The sequence below is a fragment of the Pseudomonas fluorescens genome (genome assembly GCF_040448305.1).
In the GTDB taxonomy this organism is placed as follows: domain Bacteria; phylum Pseudomonadota; class Gammaproteobacteria; order Pseudomonadales; family Pseudomonadaceae; genus Aquipseudomonas; species Aquipseudomonas fluorescens_BH.
In genome coordinates this window covers 4914169-4932500 of the sequence record NZ_CP148752.1, presented here as the reverse complement: position 1 = coordinate 4932500, position 18332 = coordinate 4914169, and the positions used below count along the sequence as shown (strand labels likewise).

The window sequence follows — 18332 nt, the reverse complement described above, 5'->3', positions numbered from 1 at the left end:
GGATAACAGGCTGATACCGCCCAAGAGTTCATATCGACGGCGGTGTTTGGCACCTCGATGTCGGCTCATCACATCCTGGGGCTGAAGCCGGTCCCAAGGGTATGGCTGTTCGCCATTTAAAGTGGTACGCGAGCTGGGTTTAGAACGTCGTGAGACAGTTCGGTCCCTATCTGCCGTGGACGTTTGAGATTTGAGAGGGGCTGCTCCTAGTACGAGAGGACCGGAGTGGACGAACCTCTGGTGTTCCGGTTGTCACGCCAGTGGCATTGCCGGGTAGCTATGTTCGGAAAAGATAACCGCTGAAAGCATCTAAGCGGGAAACTTGCCTCAAGATGAGATCTCACTGGGACCTTGAGTCCCCTGAAGGGCCGTCGAAGACTACGACGTTGATAGGTTGGGTGTGTAAGCGCTGTGAGGCGTTGAGCTAACCAATACTAATTGCCCGTGAGGCTTGACCATATAACACCCAAGCAATTTGCTTACTTCGAAAGAAGCATCAGATTGCGGTGTGTGAAGACGAAACGAACCGAAAGTTCGAGATGCTCACAAAACACCGAAAACTGTCACATACCCAATTTGCTGAAGCGCGGCCAACCGGCCACGACTCAGTACCCGAATTTCTTGACGACCATAGAGCGTTGGAACCACCTGATCCCATCCCGAACTCAGCAGTGAAACGATGCATCGCCGATGGTAGTGTGGGGTTTCCCCATGTGAGAGTAGGTCATCGTCAAGATTAAATTCCGAAACCCCAATTGCGAAAGCAGTTGGGGTTTTGTTTTTGTCCTCAGAAAATCAGAGGCTCGCCCGCTCAAGGTCAATTGTAAAAAAATCACACAAACCTGACTCCGCGCTTTTGCTAAGGTGCAGCTCATTTTTAATGGACTGAGTTTGCGCCCACGGATCGGCATTCTTTTCATAGAGTTGCTGCACAAGTGCCCGAACCGATACCCATCAAGGACCACGAGAAAGAGACACGCCTGGTCAATAAAAGGCTGCTGGCCTGCGGCTTGTTCGTTGCCGCTGTCACCTGTGCACTGGTGGTGCGCATGTATGTCCTGCAAGTAGTCGAGTTCGACTATCACTCGACCATCTCCGAAAACAATCGCGTACATGTCCTGCCGATTACACCGACCCGCGGGTTGATCTATGACCGCAACGGCGTACTCCTCGCTGACAACCGTCCCAGCTACAACCTGACCATCACCCGCGAACGTGCTTCCAATGTAAACGAAGAACTGGGCGAGGTAGTCAATCTCCTGCACTTGCCCGCTGAAGATCGCACGCAGTTCGACAAGGCAATGAAGCAGGCACGTCATCCGTTCGTACCCGTGACGCTGTTCTATGAGCTGAGCGAAGAACAGATTGCCGTACTCGCCGTCAACGAGTTCCGCCTGCCGGGCCTCGATGTCGAACCGCAGTTCGTTCGACACTATCCGTTGGGCGAGCACTTCGCTCATTCGGTCGGCTACGTCGGACGTATCAACGAGAAAGAGTCAAAGGCTCTGGATACGGTCGAGTACCGAGGCACCCAATCCATCGGCAAGACCGGGATCGAAAAATTCTACGAGTCGCAGCTGCACGGCCATGTCGGGTATGAGGAAGTCGAAACCAATGCCCAGGGCCGTGTGTTGCGAGTGCTCAAACACACTGACCCGGTGCCCGGCGAAAACATTGTCCTGAGCCTCGACGTCAAGCTTCAGGAGGCCGCCGAGCAAGCCCTGGGTGATCGCCGTGGCTCGGTGGTCGCGCTGGATCCGTCGACCGGTGAAGTGTTGGCCATGGTCAGCAACCCGAGTTTCGATCCGAATTTGTTCGTCACCGGTATCAGCTCCAAGGAGTACTCCACACTACGGGACTCCATCGACCGCCCGCTGTTCAACCGTGTACTGCGCGGTCTCTACGCACCGGGTTCGACTATCAAGCCGGAAGTGGCAATCGCCGGCCTCGATGCCGGTGTCGTCACGCCACAGACCCGTGTGTTCGACCCCGGCTATTACCAACTGCCGGATTTCGATCACAAGTACCGCAACTGGAACCACAGTGGCGATGGGTGGGTGGATATGGATGCGGCGATCATGCGTTCCAACGACACCTACTTCTATGACCTCGCACACAAGCTCGGTATCGATCGCCTGCACGACTATATGGCGATGTTCGGGCTGGGTGAGAAAGTGTCCCTGGACATGAATGAAGAATCCCCCGGCCTGATGCCATCCCAAGCCTGGAAACGCACCACCCGCCGTCAGGCCTGGTTTCCGGGCGAGACGGTGATTCTCGGTATCGGCCAGGGCTACATGCAGGTCACACCACTGCAGTTGGCCCAGGCGACGGCGCTGATTGCCAACAAAGGCGTGTGGAATCGCCCGCACCTGGCCAAAACCGTGGACGGTGTCGCGCCGGTGGATGAGCATCCGATGCCGAACATTCTGCTCAAGGACCCTCGTGACTGGGAGCAGGTCAACCACGGCATGCAGATGGTGATGCACGATGCCCGCGGGATTGCCCGGGCCGCAGCGGCGGGCGCGCAATACCGTATCGCTGGCAAGAGTGGTACCGCGCAAGTGGTGGCGATCAAGCAGGGCGAACGTTACAACCGGGAGAAAACCCGCGAGCGTAACCGCGACAATGCCTTGTTCGTCGGTTTCGCCCCGGCCGAACAACCGAAGATCGTGATTTCGGTGATGATCGAAAACGGCGAGGCGGGTGGACGCGTTGCCGGACCGGTCGTGCGGCAGATCATGGACGCCTGGCTACTCGATCAGGACGGCCACCTCAAGCCGCAGTACGCAGCGCCGAGCAAGGCGCCGGGCGATCCTCACGCCTGAACCCCCATGGCTTCACAGCGCAGGCTCACGGATGTTGAGCACGTGCTGGAAGCTCTCGAGGAACTCTGTTTCGGCTTGGCTCATCTTCTGTAAAGCCTCATGCGTAGGCGAGGGCTTTTTCTTCCAGCAGTTCCTCATACAACGCCGCCCATTTGCGGCCCATTTCGTCCGCGGTAAACAGATTTTGATAACGGGCCTGCGCCTTCTCGCCCATTTGCGCCGCCAGCACCGGGTTTTCCCAAAGCGTACGCATCGCCTCACGAAATGCCGATGGATTGCTCGGCGGCACCACCAGCCCAGTCTCGTTATGGATGTTGATGTAACTGGTGCCAGTGCCAATTTCACTGGAGATCATCGGTTTTCCATACATCGCGCCTTCAAGCAGCGAAATGCCGAATGCTTCGGAGCGCAGGTGCGATGGGAACACGATGGCGTAGCTCAGTTGCAGCAGCGCCACTTTGTCCTCGTCCCCCAGACGCCCGAGGAAGTGAACATTGCGTAAACCCAAGGCAGCCGCCTGGGCATGCAGCTCTACTTCCAGTGGGCCGGCACCGACAATCACCGTCGGGTAATCCAGGTCCTTCAGGGCGTCGAGCAGGATGTGCAAACCTTTGTAATAGCGCATCACACCGACAAACAGAAAAAACTTGTCGCCGAGTTTTTGCCGCCAGTGGGCCGTTCGATCACTGTCAGGCTGTGGGTAACCTGCCTTGTTCAGTCCATAGGGAATCACTCGGGTCTTGTCCTGAAACTGTTGCAGCACATCACTGGTGTGCAGGTAATTGGGTGATGCTGCGACGATCCGGTCAGCGCTGTGCAGAAAACGATTCATCAGCGGCCGGTAAAGTTTGAGCAGCTGTTTCTGGCGGATAATGTCCGAATGGTACGTCACCACGCTGGGTTTTTTCAGGCCGTTGGCGAAATGCACCAGGTCCATGAACGGCCATGGAAAGTGGTAATTGACCACGTCGGCCTCGGCTGCCAGCTCGCGAAACTGTTTGAAGACGCTCCAGGAAAACCCAGTGGAGGCGAACTGAATGTCGAGCCTGGCTCGATGGACTTCATGTTGAGCGATCTGCATCACCGGCGGTGTCGGATCGGCACTGAGTGTCAGCACCTTGCCTTCAACGCCGTGCAGGGCACCGCTTTCGCACAACTGGAAAATCACTTGTTCGATCCCGCCGACCGAGTCAGGCAGATACGTCTTGAAAAAATGAAGAACTCGCATTCAACCTCCCATTGCCTGGCGGTAAGCGCTGGCCGTGACTTGCGCGCAGCGTTCCCAGGTAAAAAGCCTTGCCTGTAGCAATCCGGCCTCTCGGCATGCCTGCCAATGCGCTAGATCCTCGATCAGACGACTCATTGCATCGCGCAAGCCGTCGGTTTCATCCGGTTCAACATAGTTACCCGCAGAGCCTGCCACTTCGGGCATGGCCGAACGTCTGGTCAGAATGACCGGTGTGCCACAGGCCATGGCCTCCAGCACCGGCAGGCCAAAACCTTCGTAAAGCGACGGAAAAATCAATGCCCGGGCGCCGGCCAGCAGCTGTGCAACGTGCTCGTCAGGCAGATAGCCGAGCAAACAGACATGACCGCAGGCCAGGGCCTGGTGCAATTCTTCGCTGAACTGCTCGCGCTGCCAGCCGGCCATGCCGACGATCAGCAATGGAAAACGCTGACGGACTGATTCCGGCAATCGGGCGTGGGCGCGCAGGGCCAGGGACAGATTCTTGCGCGGTTCCAGGGTGCCGACACAGAGGAAGTATTCCCGCGCTTCGACGCCATGGGTCTTGAGTACGGCGTCGATAGCCTCGGGGGACCGCGGGTGAAAACGCGCGGCTACACCCAGCGGTGCGACGACAAATCGCTCGGCCGGTAACCCGAAATGCACCTGGGCTTCTTCAGCAATGTATTGCGAGTCGGTAAGAATCAGGCTTGCCTGTCGCACGCCGTCGGCCACGCGCCGTTCGATTTCTCGCAAGCGCGCCGGTGGCTGCGTTTCGGGATAGTGCAGGTGAGTCAGGTCATGCAAGGTGATGACGGTCGGGCCGTCGAACGACAGCGGCCACAGACTCGGTTCGTGGTAGAGGTCGATGGCTTGCGCGCGGCCTTGATCGAAGCGTTTCTGCTCCAGCCACCGTCGGGCCTGATAGGCCCCCGGAATCTGCCGCAGCAATGGCGTCAGTCGGGAATAACCGGGCATGGCCGCTTCAGGCAGCACAGCACTCCAGCCCCAGCCATGAAACAGCGCCAGTTCAATATCCGGTTCACCCGCCAGGGCGTTCGCCAGTTCGGCAACGTAGTGGCCGATGCCGGTGCGCGGCGCCTGGAGGATGCGGGCGTTAAGGGCAATGCGCATGTTGCCTCTCTTGTTCGAGCGGCACGTCCGAGAGATTGCGCAGGGTGCGTGAAGCCAGTTGCGCACTGGCTTCACGCCAGCCGATCCAGCGCCAGTCCGCGACGTCGCGAGTGGCCGGGAATTGACCGCTGCTCTCGAAACGAATGACCAGCTCAGCCAGGCTTTGTGGCTCGGCCAGATCGAAGTACGCCATGAACTCGCCGCCGATTTCGCGAAAGACCGCAATGTCGCTGCCCATGGCCGGCAGTCCACGCTGCATGGCTTCTACCAGCGGCAGGCCGAAGCCTTCCACGAAGGATGGAAACACCAGTGAGCTGGCGTGGGTGTAGGCATGTTCGAGGCTGGTGTCGCTCAGGTCGTTGAACATGAACAGTCGTTGGTTCAGCTGTGGGTGATTACGGACCCGGGCCAGCAGTGCATCGCATTTCCAGCCGACTCGCCCGGCAATGCACAGCCGGGCATTGGAGCCCGCCGCCCAGGCCCGTTCGAAGGCATCCAGCAGGTAGTCGTGATTCTTGCGCGGCTCGATGGTACTGACCATCAGAAACACCGGTTCCGGCGTTTTGAAAATGCGCGTCAGTCGCGGCTCGACGGCGGCCGTGACTTCGCTCAGGTCCAGTTCGGAGCCGAGGTGAAAATAGTCGAACCACAATTCACTGGCCTTGGCAGGACCCAGGCGGCGCTGCAATTCATCACGCACCTGATCGCGCACCGTGGCGGAAATGGCCACATAGCCATCGGCGGTTTTGGTGATCCAGTCAAACCACTCGTTGAAAACCTGCACCAGCCGTGTGTCGTAAAACTGCGGATGCGTCACGGGAATCAGGTCGTAAATCACCGAAACGATGCCTACGCCTTCACGTTTGAGTTGTTCGGCAAACGGGAAGAAATCGGTGTGCCAGGACGAATCCAGCAGCACCAGTTGATCCCCCGGTTGGTGCTGCAGCGGCGTGCAACGTTTGGGCAGTTGATACTGGTTGATGCCCTCGATCGCACGCAGCGGAAGGCTGAAACAGGTGACCGCTGTCACCCGGTAGGCCACGTGCAGCAAACGCTTGATCACCCGCGAGTTGCTTCGGTTGTGCAAGCGCTGATGCAGTTGCCAGAAGCGGTGAGCCAAGCGCCCAAGTCGTCCACCAAAGATCATCAAGGCATCGAAAAACGGGATGTTCAGCGCGCCGAGCATCAGCACTCGGTAGAGTTTGCCCTTAAGCATCACAACCGGGATGCATTCAACACCGTCGACCGATTCCGGTAGCTGGTTGACGACGTTGCGCACCACCCGCTGAATGCCCGAATTGACCTTGGGGTGTTGGAATACGTGCGTGCACTCCACCAAAAGACGCGTCATGGCGTGCTCTCCGAGGTGACCGGCGCGCTCGAGCGCGTGACAGTGGTCTTCGCGGCCAGCCACGAGCAGCCGACAAAATCTTCCTGGCGGTTGTTGATCACATGGAACACCAACCCGTAATCGCGCCACTCGAAGTTGCGGTCCAGGTGCGAATCCAGGCGTGACAAGCTCAACGCCACGGAATAGTTACCCTTGCCCAGTCCCATGACGAAAGCAAAGCGATAGGTCACGCGCTCGCCAGCCTGCAAGTCGGTCAGCGCCTGATCCTGGCGATGGGTGTTGATGCCGTACATGGCCTGGCCCAGGCGATCCTTGATCATGAAGCCCAGTACCAGCCGTTCGATGTCCTGGCGAACCTCGACATTCACCTCCAGCACGACCGGCTGGCCGACTTCGGCGGCGTCGATGGAGCGTTCATGTTGGTCGAGCAAGCGTACGTTCAGGATCCTGGCTTCACCCGTTCCCGAAATGGTACTGACCTGGCCGCCAGCGAGGGCTTCCTGGCGCACGGTCTGTCCTTCACGCTTGGCGAGCAGGGCGTTGTAGTAATCCATGACGGTTTCGGGTGTGTCGTGCATGGCCATGTGGCCGTTTTCCAGGAGGATCGCCGAGTCGCAGATCGACTGAATCGCCCCTCGGTCATGGGAGACGATCAGCAGCGTGGTACCGGCTTTGCGAAAGCTGCGGATGCGGTCGAAACTTTTGTGCTGAAAGTAGGCGTCGCCCACCGACAGTGCTTCGTCGACGATCAAAATGTCCGGGCGCCGCGCGGTGGCCACGCTGAACGCCAGACGCATTTGCATACCGCTGGAATAGGTGCGCACCGGGTGGTCGATGGCGTCGCCTATTTCCGCGAAACGTTCGATTTCCGGCATCAAGGCTTGTATTTCTTCGATCTGCATGCCCAGCAGTTGCCCGGCCATGACCGCATTCTGGCGGCCGGTAAAGTCCGCATGAAAACCCATGCCCAATTCCAGCAGGGCGGCGACGCGGCCTTCGAGTTCAATGGCTCCGCAGGTGGGTTGGGTGGTGCCGGTGATCATCTTCAACAAGGTGCTTTTGCCAGCGCCGTTGACCCCGACGATACCCACCGATTCTCCGGGGGCAATCTGGAAGGTCACGTCCTGCAGCACCCAGTGCTGGTGATGGCGGATCGGCGAGAACGGGACCAGCCATTCAACCAGTCGACTCCAGCGGGTAGGGTATTGTTTATAGGCCTTGCCCAGGCCGGTGACGCGTATGTGCCCCATCAGAGTTCATCCACCATTTCACCGACCCTCTGTCGAAACAGCCGCAGGCCGATGACGAAGAGCAATACGCTGGCGACCATGATCGGCAGCAGCGAACTCCAGACGGGCCATTGGCCGTACAGGAAGATGTTCTGGTAGCTGGTGATCAGGTTGGTCAGGGGGTTGAATTGCAGCAAGCGCTGCACCCAGTCGGGCAGGATGCTCATCGGGTAAACGATTGGCGTCAGCCAGAACCAGAATTGCAGACAGATGGCGAAAAATTGCCCGACATCGCGAAAAAACACATTCAATACGCCAAGAATAATCCCCAACCCGGCACAGAACATCACCTGTAGCGCCAGCAGAGGAATGAGCGCCAACAGCGCCAGGCCCGGTAGTCGACCGGTGATCAACAGAAAACCGAGAAACAAGCCGATGATGATTGCGAAGTTGATACCGGCATTCAACAGCACGATCACCGGCAGGCAGATCCGTGGAAAGCTGATTTTTTTCAGCAGGTTGGCGTTATCCAGAAACATGTTCTGGCTGCGCACGGTGATTTCCGCGAACAAGCCCCAGGTCAGCAACCCGGCGCAGAGGTAGATGCTGTAGGCCATGCCGTCATCTACCCCTGGCAAACGCGCGCGCATGATCTGGGAAAAAATCACGGTGTAGACAATGATCATCGACAGCGGATTGAGCACGGTCCACAGGGCACCGAACAACGAATTGCGATAACGCGCCTGAAACTCTCGCTGGACGCTACCGAGAATGAACCCTCGATAGCTGCTCAGCGTGCGGTAAAGGGAAAGCAGCATTCAATCCGTCCTGCCGTATTGATCTTCGAAGCGGACAATGTCGTCCTCTCCCAGGTACTCGCCGCTTTGCACTTCGATGATCACCAGGTCAATCACGCCGGGATTCTCCAGGCGATGCTTGTGACCGGCAGCAATGAAGGTCGATTCGTTCTTGGCCACCAGGTGCGTGCCGGTGCCATTGTTGGTGACCTTGGCCATGCCTTCGACCACCACCCAGTGTTCATTGCGATGATGGTGCATCTGCAGCGACAACTTGGCGCCGGGCTTGACCACGATGCGTTTGATCTTGAAGCGGGGGCCTTCTTCCAGCACGGTGTAGGTGCCCCATGGCCGGCTGACCGTACGGTGCAGGCGATAGGCTTCGTGCTCTTTGTCCTTGAGTTGCCTGGCCACACGGCGCACATCCTGGGCGCGGTCGGCGTGGGCCACCAGCACCGCGTCGGCGGTGTCGACGATGATCAGGTTATCCACGCCCACGGTCGCGACCAGACGGTTATCGCTCTGGACGAAGTTGTTGTGGCTGTCGATGAAAATCGACTCGCCGACGGCGCGGTTGTTTTGTGCATCCGCCGGTACCAGCGCAGCCACCGCACCCCAGGAGCCGATGTCGCTCCAGTCGAAACGGGCCGGCACGACGACCACCTTGTCGGAGCGCTCCATCAACGCGTAGTCGATGGAAATGTCCATGATTTCGCCAAACAGGGCCGGCGACAGTTCCTGTTGCAGGCTCCCCGCGTTTTCCACCGCAGCGCTGGCGGCCATGCAGGTCTGCGTCTGCTCCAGCAAGGCGGGAGCATGGGTTTGCAGTTCGGCCAGCAGGCTGGCGACCGAGAAGCAGAACATCCCGGAGTTCCACAGGAAGTTGCCGCTTTCAACGTAATGCGTCGCGGTTTGCAGGTCGGGTTTTTCGACGAAGCGCCGCACGCGGGCAGCGCCTTTATCGTCCAGCGATGTGCCGGCTTCAATGTAGCCAAAACCGGTTTCCGCAGCGGTCGGCACGACCCCGAAGGTCACCAGGTGACCGCGCCTGGCCAATGTCACGGCATGCTCGACCGCGTCCTTCAGGGCATCGACATTGACGATCAGGTGGTCGGCGGGCATGACCAGCATGATCGCGTCGTCACCATGCAGGGCCTGCAGGGAGAGGGCGGCGGCGGCAATGGCCGGCGCCGTATTGCGCCCCGTCGGCTCCAGCAGGAAATGCCCGCGATGACGGCCCAGGTGCGCGTCCCGAAAGTGATCCTTGCTCTGGAAGTAGTACTCGCGGTTGGTCACCGTGACGATATCGCCCCAGCCGTCGAGCAGCTCCGCGGCCCGCCGATAGGTCTTGCCCAGCAGCGACTGGCCGTCAGGCAAGGCCATGAACGGTTTGGGATGGCCTTCACGCGACACCGGCCACAACCTTGTCCCGGCACCGCCGGAGAGAATCACGGGAATCAGCATGGCCTACTCCTTGGCGACGCGTTTCATGTCCGCATCCATCATCATGCGGATCAAGGTATCCAGATCGGTTTTAGGTTTCCAGCCCAGCACACGCTGGGCCTTGGCCGGGTTGCCGAGCAGCACTTCGACTTCGGCCGGGCGGAAGAACGCCGGGTCGATCTTCACGTAATCGCGGTAGTTCAGGCCCACGTGATCGAAGGCGATCCGGCACATCTCGCGCACGGTGGTGGTGACGCCAGTGGCCACCACGAAGTCGTCGGGTTTGTCCTGTTGCAGCATCAGCCACATGGCTTCGACGTAATCCCCGGCAAAGCCCCAGTCGCGCTTGGCGTCGATGTTGCCCAGACGCAGTTCCTGCTGCTTGCCCTGCTTGCCCTGCTTGATGCGGGCGGCGGCGTCGGTGACTTTGCGCGTCACGAACTCGATGCCGCGCAGCGGTGATTCATGGTTGAACAGAATGCCGCTGCTGGCGTGCAGGTTGAAGCTTTCGCGGTAGTTCACGGTGATCCAGTGGCCGTACAGCTTGGCCACGCCATAAGGGCTGCGCGGATAGAACGGCGTGTTCTCGTCCTGCTGCTCGGCCTGGATCAGGCCGAACATTTCGCTGGTGGAGGCCTGGTAGAAACGCGTGTGCGGGCTGAACTGACGGATCGCTTCGAGCAGGTGGGTAACACCCAGGCCGTCGACGATGCCGGTGGTCACCGGTTGATCCCAGGAGGCCGCGACAAAGCTTTGCGCGGCAAGGTTGTAGACCTCGTCCGGCGCCGACTTGATCACCGCGCGCTGCACTGAACAGGCATCGGCCATATCGCCGTCCAGGTAGACGATGTCCGCCTCGACCCCCATCTCGCGCAGGCGCCAGCGCGAGTCGCTGCTGCGACGCGCTACCAGGCCGTGGACTTTGTAGCCCTTGTCGAGCAACAGTTTCGCCAGATAAGCGCCATCCTGGCCGGTGATACCTGTGATCAATGCACTTTTAGTCATTCTTGTCGTACTCGCTTCTCCCAGTCGGACAGGATCGCCCGCAGGGATTGTTGTGTTGTGATTTCAGGCTTCCATTCGGTGGTTTGGGCCAGCCTCGCAGGGCTGCCACACACCCGACGCTGATCCGCGCGGCGAAGGCGCGCAGGGTCCTGGACCAGTTGCAGGTCGACCTGGGCAAGATCTGCCAGCTGTTCGATCAAACTGCGAATGCTCTGCTCGCGTCCCGAGCAAATGTTGTAGACCTGCCCCGGCGTACCTTTTTCCAGCAAGGCCAGGTAGGCCGAGACCACGTCCCCGACATCGAGGAAATCGCGCGTGACGTCGATGTCCCCGACCTCCAGCTGTGGCCCTTGCAGGCCTTGCTTGATCCGGCAGATCTGACGGGCGGCGCTGGCGATGACGAAGCTGTCTTTCTGCCCGGTTCCGATGTGGTTGAACGGGCGGGCGACCAGTACGGGCCAGTCTTCGCTCAGGCCCCATTGCAAGCTCAGGAACTCGGCCGACAGTTTGCTCACGGCGTATGGGTTGCGCGGACAGGGTGGCTGCAATTCAGTGATGGGCAAATCGGCTTCAGTGACCTGGCCATAGACATCACCGGAGCTGACGTACAGAAACGTGCCGGTGAATCCGCGCGCCTTGAGGGCTTGCAGCAGGTTCAGGGTGCCCAGCAGATTGATGTTCAGAGTGCGCGCCGGATCACGAAAGGCCTCCGGGACGAAAGTCTGGCCTGCCAGGTGAATCACCGCATCGGGCATTTCCGGCCACAAGCCTTCGAGGCTGTCCGGCGCGGCGAGATCGTAGCGGCCAGGAGCAGGCAGAAGCTCCCATTCCGAGGCATCAGCCTGCAAACGCGATTGGATGTGTTGTCCTACGAATCCAGTCAGGCCCGTGACAAACAGACGTTTTTTCAACAGCGACCCCCCGGTCATACATTTCATCCATTCCTACAGACTTAATGGAAGGGTCTCACGAATCAACAGGATCGCTCGCAAAGACAGGTGAAATGTTTTGTTGTAGTTGTTTGGTAGCCAATCTGTGCCATTTGCTCAGCAATTTCAACAGGTCCAATCGTGACTGATCAGTTCTCGTCAGCGTAGCCTGATTTATTCTCGTCGGGCGGTTCACGAATCCTCAACGGATGTGGTTAGAATGCCCCTCGTCACGATTACCCGGGGTTCGGCAGCGTCGCTTCGAAACTGCGAGAAACTGACCACTAAAACAAGAACGAAGACGGGCAGCAAGACGATGGACGAGCGCCAGTAAACACTGACTCGAACCGTATCCTCCCCGTCATAGCGTGAGGCTGCCGGGATGGCGGCGTCACCGTGGGATGCCATGAATTTCATTCTTTACTCCGACGTCAACGACAGCTCCATCAGCCAGAGTCTCGGCCGTCCCGAGTACAGTTACTACTTCGTGCTCAAGGCGTATCGCCCTGTACTCGAAAGCCTTGGGCGAGTGCATGTGGTGTCCTCCACCGCCGAGGTCGATCCGCTCTACAAACAATTATTGGCCGCCGGCGAAGACAGTCTGTTCCTGTCGTTTACGCCGCCGCAGAAAACCCCGAACGACCTTGAGTGCCCGACGATCTGCGTGGTGGCCTGGGAGTTTGATTCGATTCCCGATGAACAATGGGATAACGACCCGCGCCAGGACTGGACGCAAATGCTGGCGCGGCAGGGCCGGGTGATCACACTCTCCAGCCATACCGCCCGGGCGATTCGTCGGGCCATGGGCGAAGATTTTCCGGTGTTGGTGTTGCCGACGCCGTTGTGGGAAAACTTCGCCGACATTCGTAGTCGCCACACCAGCGCCCCGATCAGCACCGGCTCGACCCTGGACATCAAGGGTTGCATCTTCGATACGCGCACACTCGGGCTGAACGCCGATGCACTGATTCCCGTCGTGCCGACCGCCGAGGAACTGGCGGCGCTCGAGGCTGAACTGAAGGCATTGAAGCCACCGCCGCTGACGCTCAAGCGCCGCTTTGTGATTGCCCGCCATTACCTGCATATGTGGCGCCTGGACAAAGGTAAATCGCTGCCGATCCCGGTGCATCGCACGCATTTTCTAAGCCAGTGGTACTGGGAAGGGATTCGCGACTTGTTGTCGCAAGCCGCCCACGAACGTCTCGCTGACTGGTTGCCGGCCATCGCCGGCCCGCAGACGATTGCAGTACCCGAGCCAGAACCGCGACAGTGGCCGGACACCACCGCCCAGGTCGAAACACAGGTTGACGGTGTGGTGTACGTCACTGTGTTCAACCCGCGTGACGGTCGCAAGAACTGGCATCAATTGATCACCGCATTTTGCTGGGCGTTCCGCGAAACGTCTGACGCGACGCTGGTGCTGAAAATTACCCAAAGCGATCTGTCGTCCTACCACGACGAGCTGATGACGTTGCTCGCGCAGCTTTCGCCGTTCGCCTGTCGGGTGGTAGTCATGCACGGCTACCTGGACGACCCGCAATACGCCAGGCTGTACGAAGCCGCCAGTTACTACGTCAATGCCTCGCGCTGCGAAGGGCTGTGCCTGCCGCTGATGGAGTTCATGGCCAGCGGTAAACCGGTAATTGCCCCGGATCACACGGCCATGGAGGACTACATCGATGAGCGTGTGGCGTTTGTGGTCAAGTCCAGCGAAGAGCTGACCATCTGGCCGCAGGACACTCGCATCATCTACCGCACCCTGCGTTACCGGCCGGATTGGGGTTCGCTGAAAACCGCTTACGAAAACAGCTACCGCCTGGCCAAGGAACAACCGCTGGAGTATCAGCGCATGTCCCTCGCCGCCGTCGAGCGCATGCACGATTACTGCGCTTTCGCCCCGGTGCACAAACGCATGGCAGATTTTTTCGGGCTGGCACCACAGGCTTTGCCGACAGCAACCGTGACGGATACCGCCTCATGCTGATCATCATTCATTCGGAAACCAACCAGCACACCATTGCCCAGAACCTTGGCCGCTCGGAGTACAGCTATTACTTCGTGCTCAAGGAGTACCGACCCGTGCTGGAGCGGTTGGGGCGAGTGGTAGAAGTCAGCGACCCGCAGACCGAAGTCGATGCCTTGTACATGGACTGTTTGTCCCGTGGTGAAGTGTGCGTGTTCCTGTCGTTCTCACCGCCTCACCGCACACCGGTCAATTTCACCTGCCCGACGCTGCCGGTGTTCGCGTGGGAATTCAGCACCATCCCCAACGAACCCTTTGCCGGTGACCCGCTCAATGACTGGCGCACGGTGTTGCGGGCAGCGGGGGCGGCGATTACCCATTCCAGCTACACCGTGAATGCGGTGCGTGAGGCGATGGGCGCCGACTATCCTGTCATCGCGGTACCGGCCCCGGTATGGGACCGGTTTTCCGAGCGCGGCGCCCACTTGCAACGTCAGCCCTTGGCCAGTCAGGTGCGATTGACGCTCAAGGGGTTGCTGGCAGACAGCCGCGAACTCGACTTGCGAGCCTTTGGCCCCGTGGCCACTCGCGAAGGTGTGGGTATTGATTTCGAGGCCCCGCCGAGTGAACACGAGTTGGTCCTCGACGGCGTGATTTACACCTCGGTGTTCAACCCCGGTGATGGGCGCAAGAATTGGGAAGACATGCTCAGTGCCTTTTGCGTGACGTTTCGCGAGGTGGAGGACGCAACGCTGGTGCTCAAATTGACACACCACGATGCCGAAGAAGCGCTGACCGATATCCTTCACCACTTGTACAAAAACCAGTCTTACCGCTGCCGGGTCGTGCTGATTTACGGCTATCTGGCTGACGCGGACTATGAGCAGCTGGTGCAAGCCACGAGTTACGTGGTCAACACGTCCTATGGCGAAGGCCAATGTCTGCCGCTGATGGAGTTCATGTCCTGTGGCAAACCGGCGGTGGCGCCACGGACCACGGCGATGATCGATTATCTGGATGCCGATAATGCATTCCTGATTGACTCCACCGATGAGCTGACGGCCTGGCCACATGACCCGCGCAGGGCGTTTCGTACCTTGCGCTACGTCACCAATTGGGCGTCGTTGTGCAGGGCTTACCAATCAAGCTATGACGTGGCCAAGGGTGATCCAGGGCGTTATGCACAGATGTCCGTGCACGCAGTGGCCAGCCTCAAGAAATTCTGCAGCCAGGCCACTGCCGGACAGCGGCTTGGCGTATTTTTTGAGCGCCTGTTCGAAAACCGTGTCGTGGAAACCCCTGAGGCATGATTCGCGCATTGGTCAGACGTTTCTTTGCAGAGACGAAACCCGAGCTCCGGCCCGCGCCGTCGCCGTCACCGGTCGAGCAATCCCGTGTGTCGCCAAGAGATGTGGGCTTGCACGATGCAATGCATGACGGCTGGTTTTCGGGCGACAGCGGCGAATTGCTCAAGGGGTTTGCCATTACCGCCGACGACACCTTGCTGGATGTCGGCTGCGGCGAAGGGGTCGCGACCTTATTTGCGGTGCGTCAAGGCGCGTCGGTGATCTTCACCGACAGTGAGCACGACAAGGTCCGCGACCTGGCGCGGCAAGTGCGGGCGCAGTCGGATAAAGCGAATCTCGGTCTGGTCAGCAACAGCCTGCCGCTGCCTCTGGCCGATGGTTGCGCGAGCAAAGTCGTGTGCATGGAAGTGCTCGAACACATCGATCAGCCAGAACCCTTCATGGCCGAACTGGTGCGCATGGGCCGTCCCGGCGCGCTGTACCTGCTGAGCGTACCGTCCCCGGTGGGCGAGCATTTGCAGAAAGGCATCGCCCCGGCCAGCTATTTTCAATCGCCCAATCACGTGCAGATTTTCAGCCCCGAGCGATTCGCCGCGCTGGTGGAAGACGCGGGCCTGGTCATCGAGCATCGCCAGGCCACCGGGTTTTTCTGGGTCATGGGCATGATTTTTTTCTGGGCCAGTGAACGTGCCGCCGGGCGCGATCTGGGTGGCGCGGTTCGCGACCGGATTCAGGCGCCGTATCCGCCGCTGATGGAGAGCTGGGCGAAAACCTGGCAGGACTTGCTGGCCCAGCCCGACGGGTTGGCGATCAAGCAGATGCTGGACCGGTTCATGCCCAAGAGCCAGGTGATCATTGCCCGCAAACCTCATGTCCAGGAGGGCGCATGAGCAACGAAAAACGGATCATGGACATCGAGTTGCTGCGCGGTATTGCGGTGCTTGGCGTGCTGTTTCATCACCTGCAGGACAGCCTGTTCGCGGCGGCTGTTCCATTACTGCAGAGCATCACGCTGTACAGCCAGCCGTGGTGGGGCGTGGATCTGTTTTTCGCGATCTCGGGTTTCGTCATTGCCCGCAGCCTGATCCCGGCCCTGCGCCGCTGCACCACGCGTCAGGAGTATTGGCAACAGACGCGCAATTTCTGGTTGCGACGGGCCTTTCGATTGCTGCCGTCGGCCTGGTTATGGCTGGCGCTGATGCTGCTGGCATGCCTTTTTCTCAACCGCTCCGGAGCGTTCGGCACCCTGCACGCGAACCTTCAGGCGACCCTGGCCGGCGTCGCCCAGTACGCCAACTTCCGCTTTGCCGACAGTTTTTATCGCTACGAGTACGGCACCAGTTTCGTGTACTGGAGCCTGTCGCTGGAAGAGCAGTTCTACCTGCTGTTCCCGCTGATGATCGTGCTGTTTCGCAAACACCTGGTGTGGGCGTTGCTGGCGATGGTGGCGGTGCAGTTGTTGACCTTGCGCACGCCGATCCTGATGGTGGTGCGCACCGACGCACTGGCCCTTGGCGTGCTGTTGGCGATGTGGAGTACGCAACCGTCGTACCTACGCTGGGAGCCAAAATTCTTGCGTCGTCCATGGGCGGGTGTTGCCGCACTGATCGCGGTGTCGCTGCTGCTCAGTTTCATGGCGACGGATCGTTTCACCTTCACTTCTTACCGGATCGGCGTGATTGCGGTGCTGTGCGCACTGCTGGTCTGGATCGCGTCTTACAACCGCGATTACCTGTTGCCGCGCGGCGTGTTCAAAAATCTGATGACGTGGGTCGGCAGCCGTTCCTACGGGATTTACTTGATCCATATCCCGGCCTACTTGCTGGTTCGTGAGTTCATTTTCCGTTTACAGGCTGCCGGGCTGCCTAGTCCGGCTGGCCATCCGATTCTGATGTTGCTGATGTCTGGCGGCCTGATCGTGCTGCTGAGCGAACTCAATTATCGCTTCATTGAAATGCCCATGCGCAACCGCGGCGCCTCGCTGGTCAAACGCTTGGGCACCTCCCGAACAGCCGTCCCATCCTCTGGAGCCACCTCATGCTGAGCCTTTTGAAGAAACTCACGGCGGGCACGCCCGCGCCTGTGCAGCCAGAGATACCGCCCGCGGCGCCAGTGGCGGAGAAAGTCGACCCCTACATGCTCGGCTTGCACGACGCGATGCTCAGCGGCTGGTTCAATCAGCAGACCGGCGAACTGTTCACCGGCTTCCCGGTAACCCCCGAGGACACACTGCTGGATGTCGGCTGCGGCGACGGCGGCAACGTGCATTTCTGCGGGATGCGCGGGGCGAAGATCATCATCGCCGATATCGACGCGGCCAAGGTCGAGGCGACCCGCCAGCGCCTGGGCGATACACCGGCCCGCGACGTCGAATGCCATGTCACCGACTGCAACCCGCTGCCGATTGCCGATGCGACCGCCACGCGAGTGGTGTCCACCGAGGTCATCGAGCACGTGGACGATCCGGCCCAGTTCCTCGCTGAACTGGTGCGCGTCGGCAAACCGGGCGCGTTGTATCTGCTGAGCGTCCCGCATCCCAGCTCCGAAGACCTGCAGAAAGATATCGCGGCGGCCGAGTATTTCCAGAAGCCCAACCACATCCGCATCATCAGCGAGGAGCAGTTCAAGGCCATGGTCAGCGATGCCGGCCTGGAAGTGATCAGCCACAGCCAGTACGGATTCTACTGGTCGATGTGGATGCTGTTGTTCTGGGAAGCCAAGGTCGATTTCAGCAACCCGGACCATCCGTTGCTCAACCACTGGGCGGATACCTGGCAGGCGATCCTGGCTTCGCCACGGGGTGCACAGATCAAGCAGGCGCTGGATGCGGTGGTGGCGAAAAGTCAGGTGATCATTGCGCGTAAGCCCTGATTAGCAAAGCTCGCCCGGGCGAGACCTAATGCCAATCAGTCAAGGGATCGACAAGCTCCCTCGCCACGGGTTCAATGTCTCGGCTTAACTGATCGGCATTAACCCTGCGGGGTGCTTTTTTTATGCCTGGAATTCGCCCTTCAAAACACCACCCCCCCTGTGGGAGCGAGCTTGCTCGCGATCGCGGTGCATCAGTCAGCTCATATACTGAATGTGACACCGTCATCGCGAGCAAGCTCGCTCCCACAGG

The 18332-nt window shown here is 59.5% G+C and carries 14 protein-coding genes and 2 rRNA genes (1 of these 16 running past the window's edge); 8 read left to right on the top strand and 8 right to left on the bottom strand.

Translation table 11 applies throughout. The annotated features are described in order from the left end of the window. From WHX55_RS22270 to mrdA, 3 genes are all read left to right on the top strand, one after another. Window positions 1–459: ribosomal RNA gene (locus tag WHX55_RS22270) — 23S ribosomal RNA — on the top strand (it extends 2435 nt beyond the left edge of the window). A gap of 161 nt (window positions 460–620) precedes the next feature. Continuing rightward, a 5S ribosomal RNA gene (gene rrf / locus WHX55_RS22265) occupies window positions 621–736 on the top strand. Window positions 737–935: 199 nt separating this feature from the next. Beyond that, on the top strand, window positions 936–2828 hold the full coding sequence (mrdA, locus tag WHX55_RS22260) for a penicillin-binding protein 2 (protein ID WP_353741336.1): 1893 nt from the start codon (window positions 936–938) through the stop codon (window positions 2826–2828). 97 nt (window positions 2829–2925) lie between these two features. Here mrdA and WHX55_RS22255 read toward each other — a convergent pair whose 3' ends face one another. The 8 genes from WHX55_RS22255 to WHX55_RS22220 are packed head-to-tail and all read right to left on the bottom strand — an operon-like array spanning window position 2926 to window position 11923. Continuing rightward, the gene (locus WHX55_RS22255) at window positions 2926–4056 is read right to left on the bottom strand and encodes a glycosyltransferase family 4 protein (protein WP_150753238.1); all 1131 of its coding nucleotides are present in this window, start codon (window positions 4054–4056) and stop codon (window positions 2926–2928) included. Then, window positions 4057–5187, bottom strand: coding sequence for a glycosyltransferase family 1 protein (locus WHX55_RS22250; RefSeq protein ID WP_353741335.1), 1131 nt, complete (start codon window positions 5185–5187; stop codon window positions 4057–4059). Beyond that, entirely contained in the window at window positions 5171–6538 is a 1368-nt protein-coding gene (locus tag WHX55_RS22245; RefSeq protein ID WP_150753236.1) for a glycosyltransferase family 1 protein, read from the bottom strand. The genes WHX55_RS22250 and WHX55_RS22245 overlap by 17 nt, the downstream gene beginning before the upstream one ends. Further along, complete coding sequence (locus WHX55_RS22240) at window positions 6535–7788, bottom strand: ABC transporter ATP-binding protein (RefSeq protein ID WP_150759307.1); 1254 nt, start codon at window positions 7786–7788, stop codon at window positions 6535–6537. The genes WHX55_RS22245 and WHX55_RS22240 overlap by 4 nt, the downstream gene beginning before the upstream one ends. Beyond that, a complete protein-coding gene (locus tag WHX55_RS22235; protein WP_150725691.1) occupies window positions 7788–8585 on the bottom strand; it encodes an ABC transporter permease in 798 nt (265 codons plus the stop codon). Before WHX55_RS22235 ends, WHX55_RS22240 begins: the two co-directional genes overlap by 1 nt. Further along, complete coding sequence (locus WHX55_RS22230; RefSeq protein WP_150725692.1) at window positions 8586–10028, bottom strand: mannose-1-phosphate guanylyltransferase/mannose-6-phosphate isomerase; 1443 nt, start codon at window positions 10026–10028, stop codon at window positions 8586–8588. Window positions 10029–10031: 3 nt separating this feature from the next. Continuing rightward, complete coding sequence (gmd, locus tag WHX55_RS22225) at window positions 10032–11012, bottom strand: GDP-mannose 4,6-dehydratase (protein ID WP_353741334.1); 981 nt, start codon at window positions 11010–11012, stop codon at window positions 10032–10034. After that, a complete protein-coding gene (locus WHX55_RS22220) occupies window positions 11009–11923 on the bottom strand; it encodes a GDP-mannose 4,6-dehydratase (RefSeq protein WP_353743075.1) in 915 nt (304 codons plus the stop codon). The genes gmd and WHX55_RS22220 overlap by 4 nt, the downstream gene beginning before the upstream one ends. A 424-nt stretch (window positions 11924–12347) precedes the next feature. Between WHX55_RS22220 and WHX55_RS22215 the strand changes: the two genes are divergently transcribed. The 5 genes from WHX55_RS22215 to WHX55_RS22195 are packed head-to-tail and all read left to right on the top strand — an operon-like array spanning window position 12348 to window position 18082. Continuing rightward, window positions 12348–13925 carry a glycosyltransferase gene (locus WHX55_RS22215; RefSeq protein WP_353741333.1) on the top strand — a complete coding sequence of 526 codons (1578 nt, stop codon included), beginning with the start codon at window positions 12348–12350 and terminating at the stop codon, window positions 13923–13925. Further along, window positions 13919–15214: a glycosyltransferase gene (locus tag WHX55_RS22210; RefSeq protein ID WP_150725694.1), complete on the top strand. Its 1296-nt coding sequence runs from the start codon at window positions 13919–13921 to the stop codon at window positions 15212–15214. The genes WHX55_RS22215 and WHX55_RS22210 overlap by 7 nt, the downstream gene beginning before the upstream one ends. Beyond that, window positions 15211–16101 carry a class I SAM-dependent methyltransferase gene (locus tag WHX55_RS22205; protein ID WP_353741332.1) on the top strand — a complete coding sequence of 297 codons (891 nt, stop codon included), beginning with the start codon at window positions 15211–15213 and terminating at the stop codon, window positions 16099–16101. Before WHX55_RS22210 ends, WHX55_RS22205 begins: the two co-directional genes overlap by 4 nt. Beyond that, window positions 16098–17255, top strand: a complete 1158-nt coding sequence (locus WHX55_RS22200) for an acyltransferase (protein ID WP_150753231.1) — start codon at window positions 16098–16100, stop codon at window positions 17253–17255. Before WHX55_RS22205 ends, WHX55_RS22200 begins: the two co-directional genes overlap by 4 nt. Next, window positions 17249–18082, top strand: coding sequence for a class I SAM-dependent methyltransferase (locus WHX55_RS22195; protein ID WP_150725697.1), 834 nt, complete (start codon window positions 17249–17251; stop codon window positions 18080–18082). The genes WHX55_RS22200 and WHX55_RS22195 overlap by 7 nt, the downstream gene beginning before the upstream one ends. The last annotated feature ends 250 nt before the right edge of the window (window positions 18083–18332 follow it).

What these genes read in the sequence shown, in the direction of transcription:
- WHX55_RS22255 (WP_150753238.1), bottom strand. Translation starts at nt 4,056, where the DNA reads ATGCGAGTTCTTCATTTTTTCAAGACGTATCTGCCTGACTCGGTCGGC.
- WHX55_RS22250 (WP_353741335.1), bottom strand. Translation starts at nt 5,187, where the DNA reads ATGCGCATTGCCCTTAACGCCCGCATCCTCCAGGCGCCGCGCACCGGC.
- WHX55_RS22245 (WP_150753236.1), bottom strand. Translation starts at nt 6,538, where the DNA reads ATGACGCGTCTTTTGGTGGAGTGCACGCACGTATTCCAACACCCCAAG.
- WHX55_RS22240 (WP_150759307.1), bottom strand. Translation starts at nt 7,788, where the DNA reads ATGGGGCACATACGCGTCACCGGCCTGGGCAAGGCCTATAAACAATAC.
- WHX55_RS22235 (WP_150725691.1), bottom strand. Translation starts at nt 8,585, where the DNA reads ATGCTGCTTTCCCTTTACCGCACGCTGAGCAGCTATCGAGGGTTCATT.
- WHX55_RS22230 (WP_150725692.1), bottom strand. Translation starts at nt 10,028, where the DNA reads ATGCTGATTCCCGTGATTCTCTCCGGCGGTGCCGGGACAAGGTTGTGG.
- gmd (WP_353741334.1), bottom strand. Translation starts at nt 11,012, where the DNA reads ATGACTAAAAGTGCATTGATCACAGGTATCACCGGCCAGGATGGCGCT.
- WHX55_RS22215 (WP_353741333.1), top strand. Translation starts at nt 12,348, where the DNA reads ATGAATTTCATTCTTTACTCCGACGTCAACGACAGCTCCATCAGCCAG.
- WHX55_RS22210 (WP_150725694.1), top strand. Translation starts at nt 13,919, where the DNA reads ATGCTGATCATCATTCATTCGGAAACCAACCAGCACACCATTGCCCAG.
- WHX55_RS22205 (WP_353741332.1), top strand. Translation starts at nt 15,211, where the DNA reads ATGATTCGCGCATTGGTCAGACGTTTCTTTGCAGAGACGAAACCCGAG.
- WHX55_RS22200 (WP_150753231.1), top strand. Translation starts at nt 16,098, where the DNA reads ATGAGCAACGAAAAACGGATCATGGACATCGAGTTGCTGCGCGGTATT.
- WHX55_RS22195 (WP_150725697.1), top strand. Translation starts at nt 17,249, where the DNA reads ATGCTGAGCCTTTTGAAGAAACTCACGGCGGGCACGCCCGCGCCTGTG.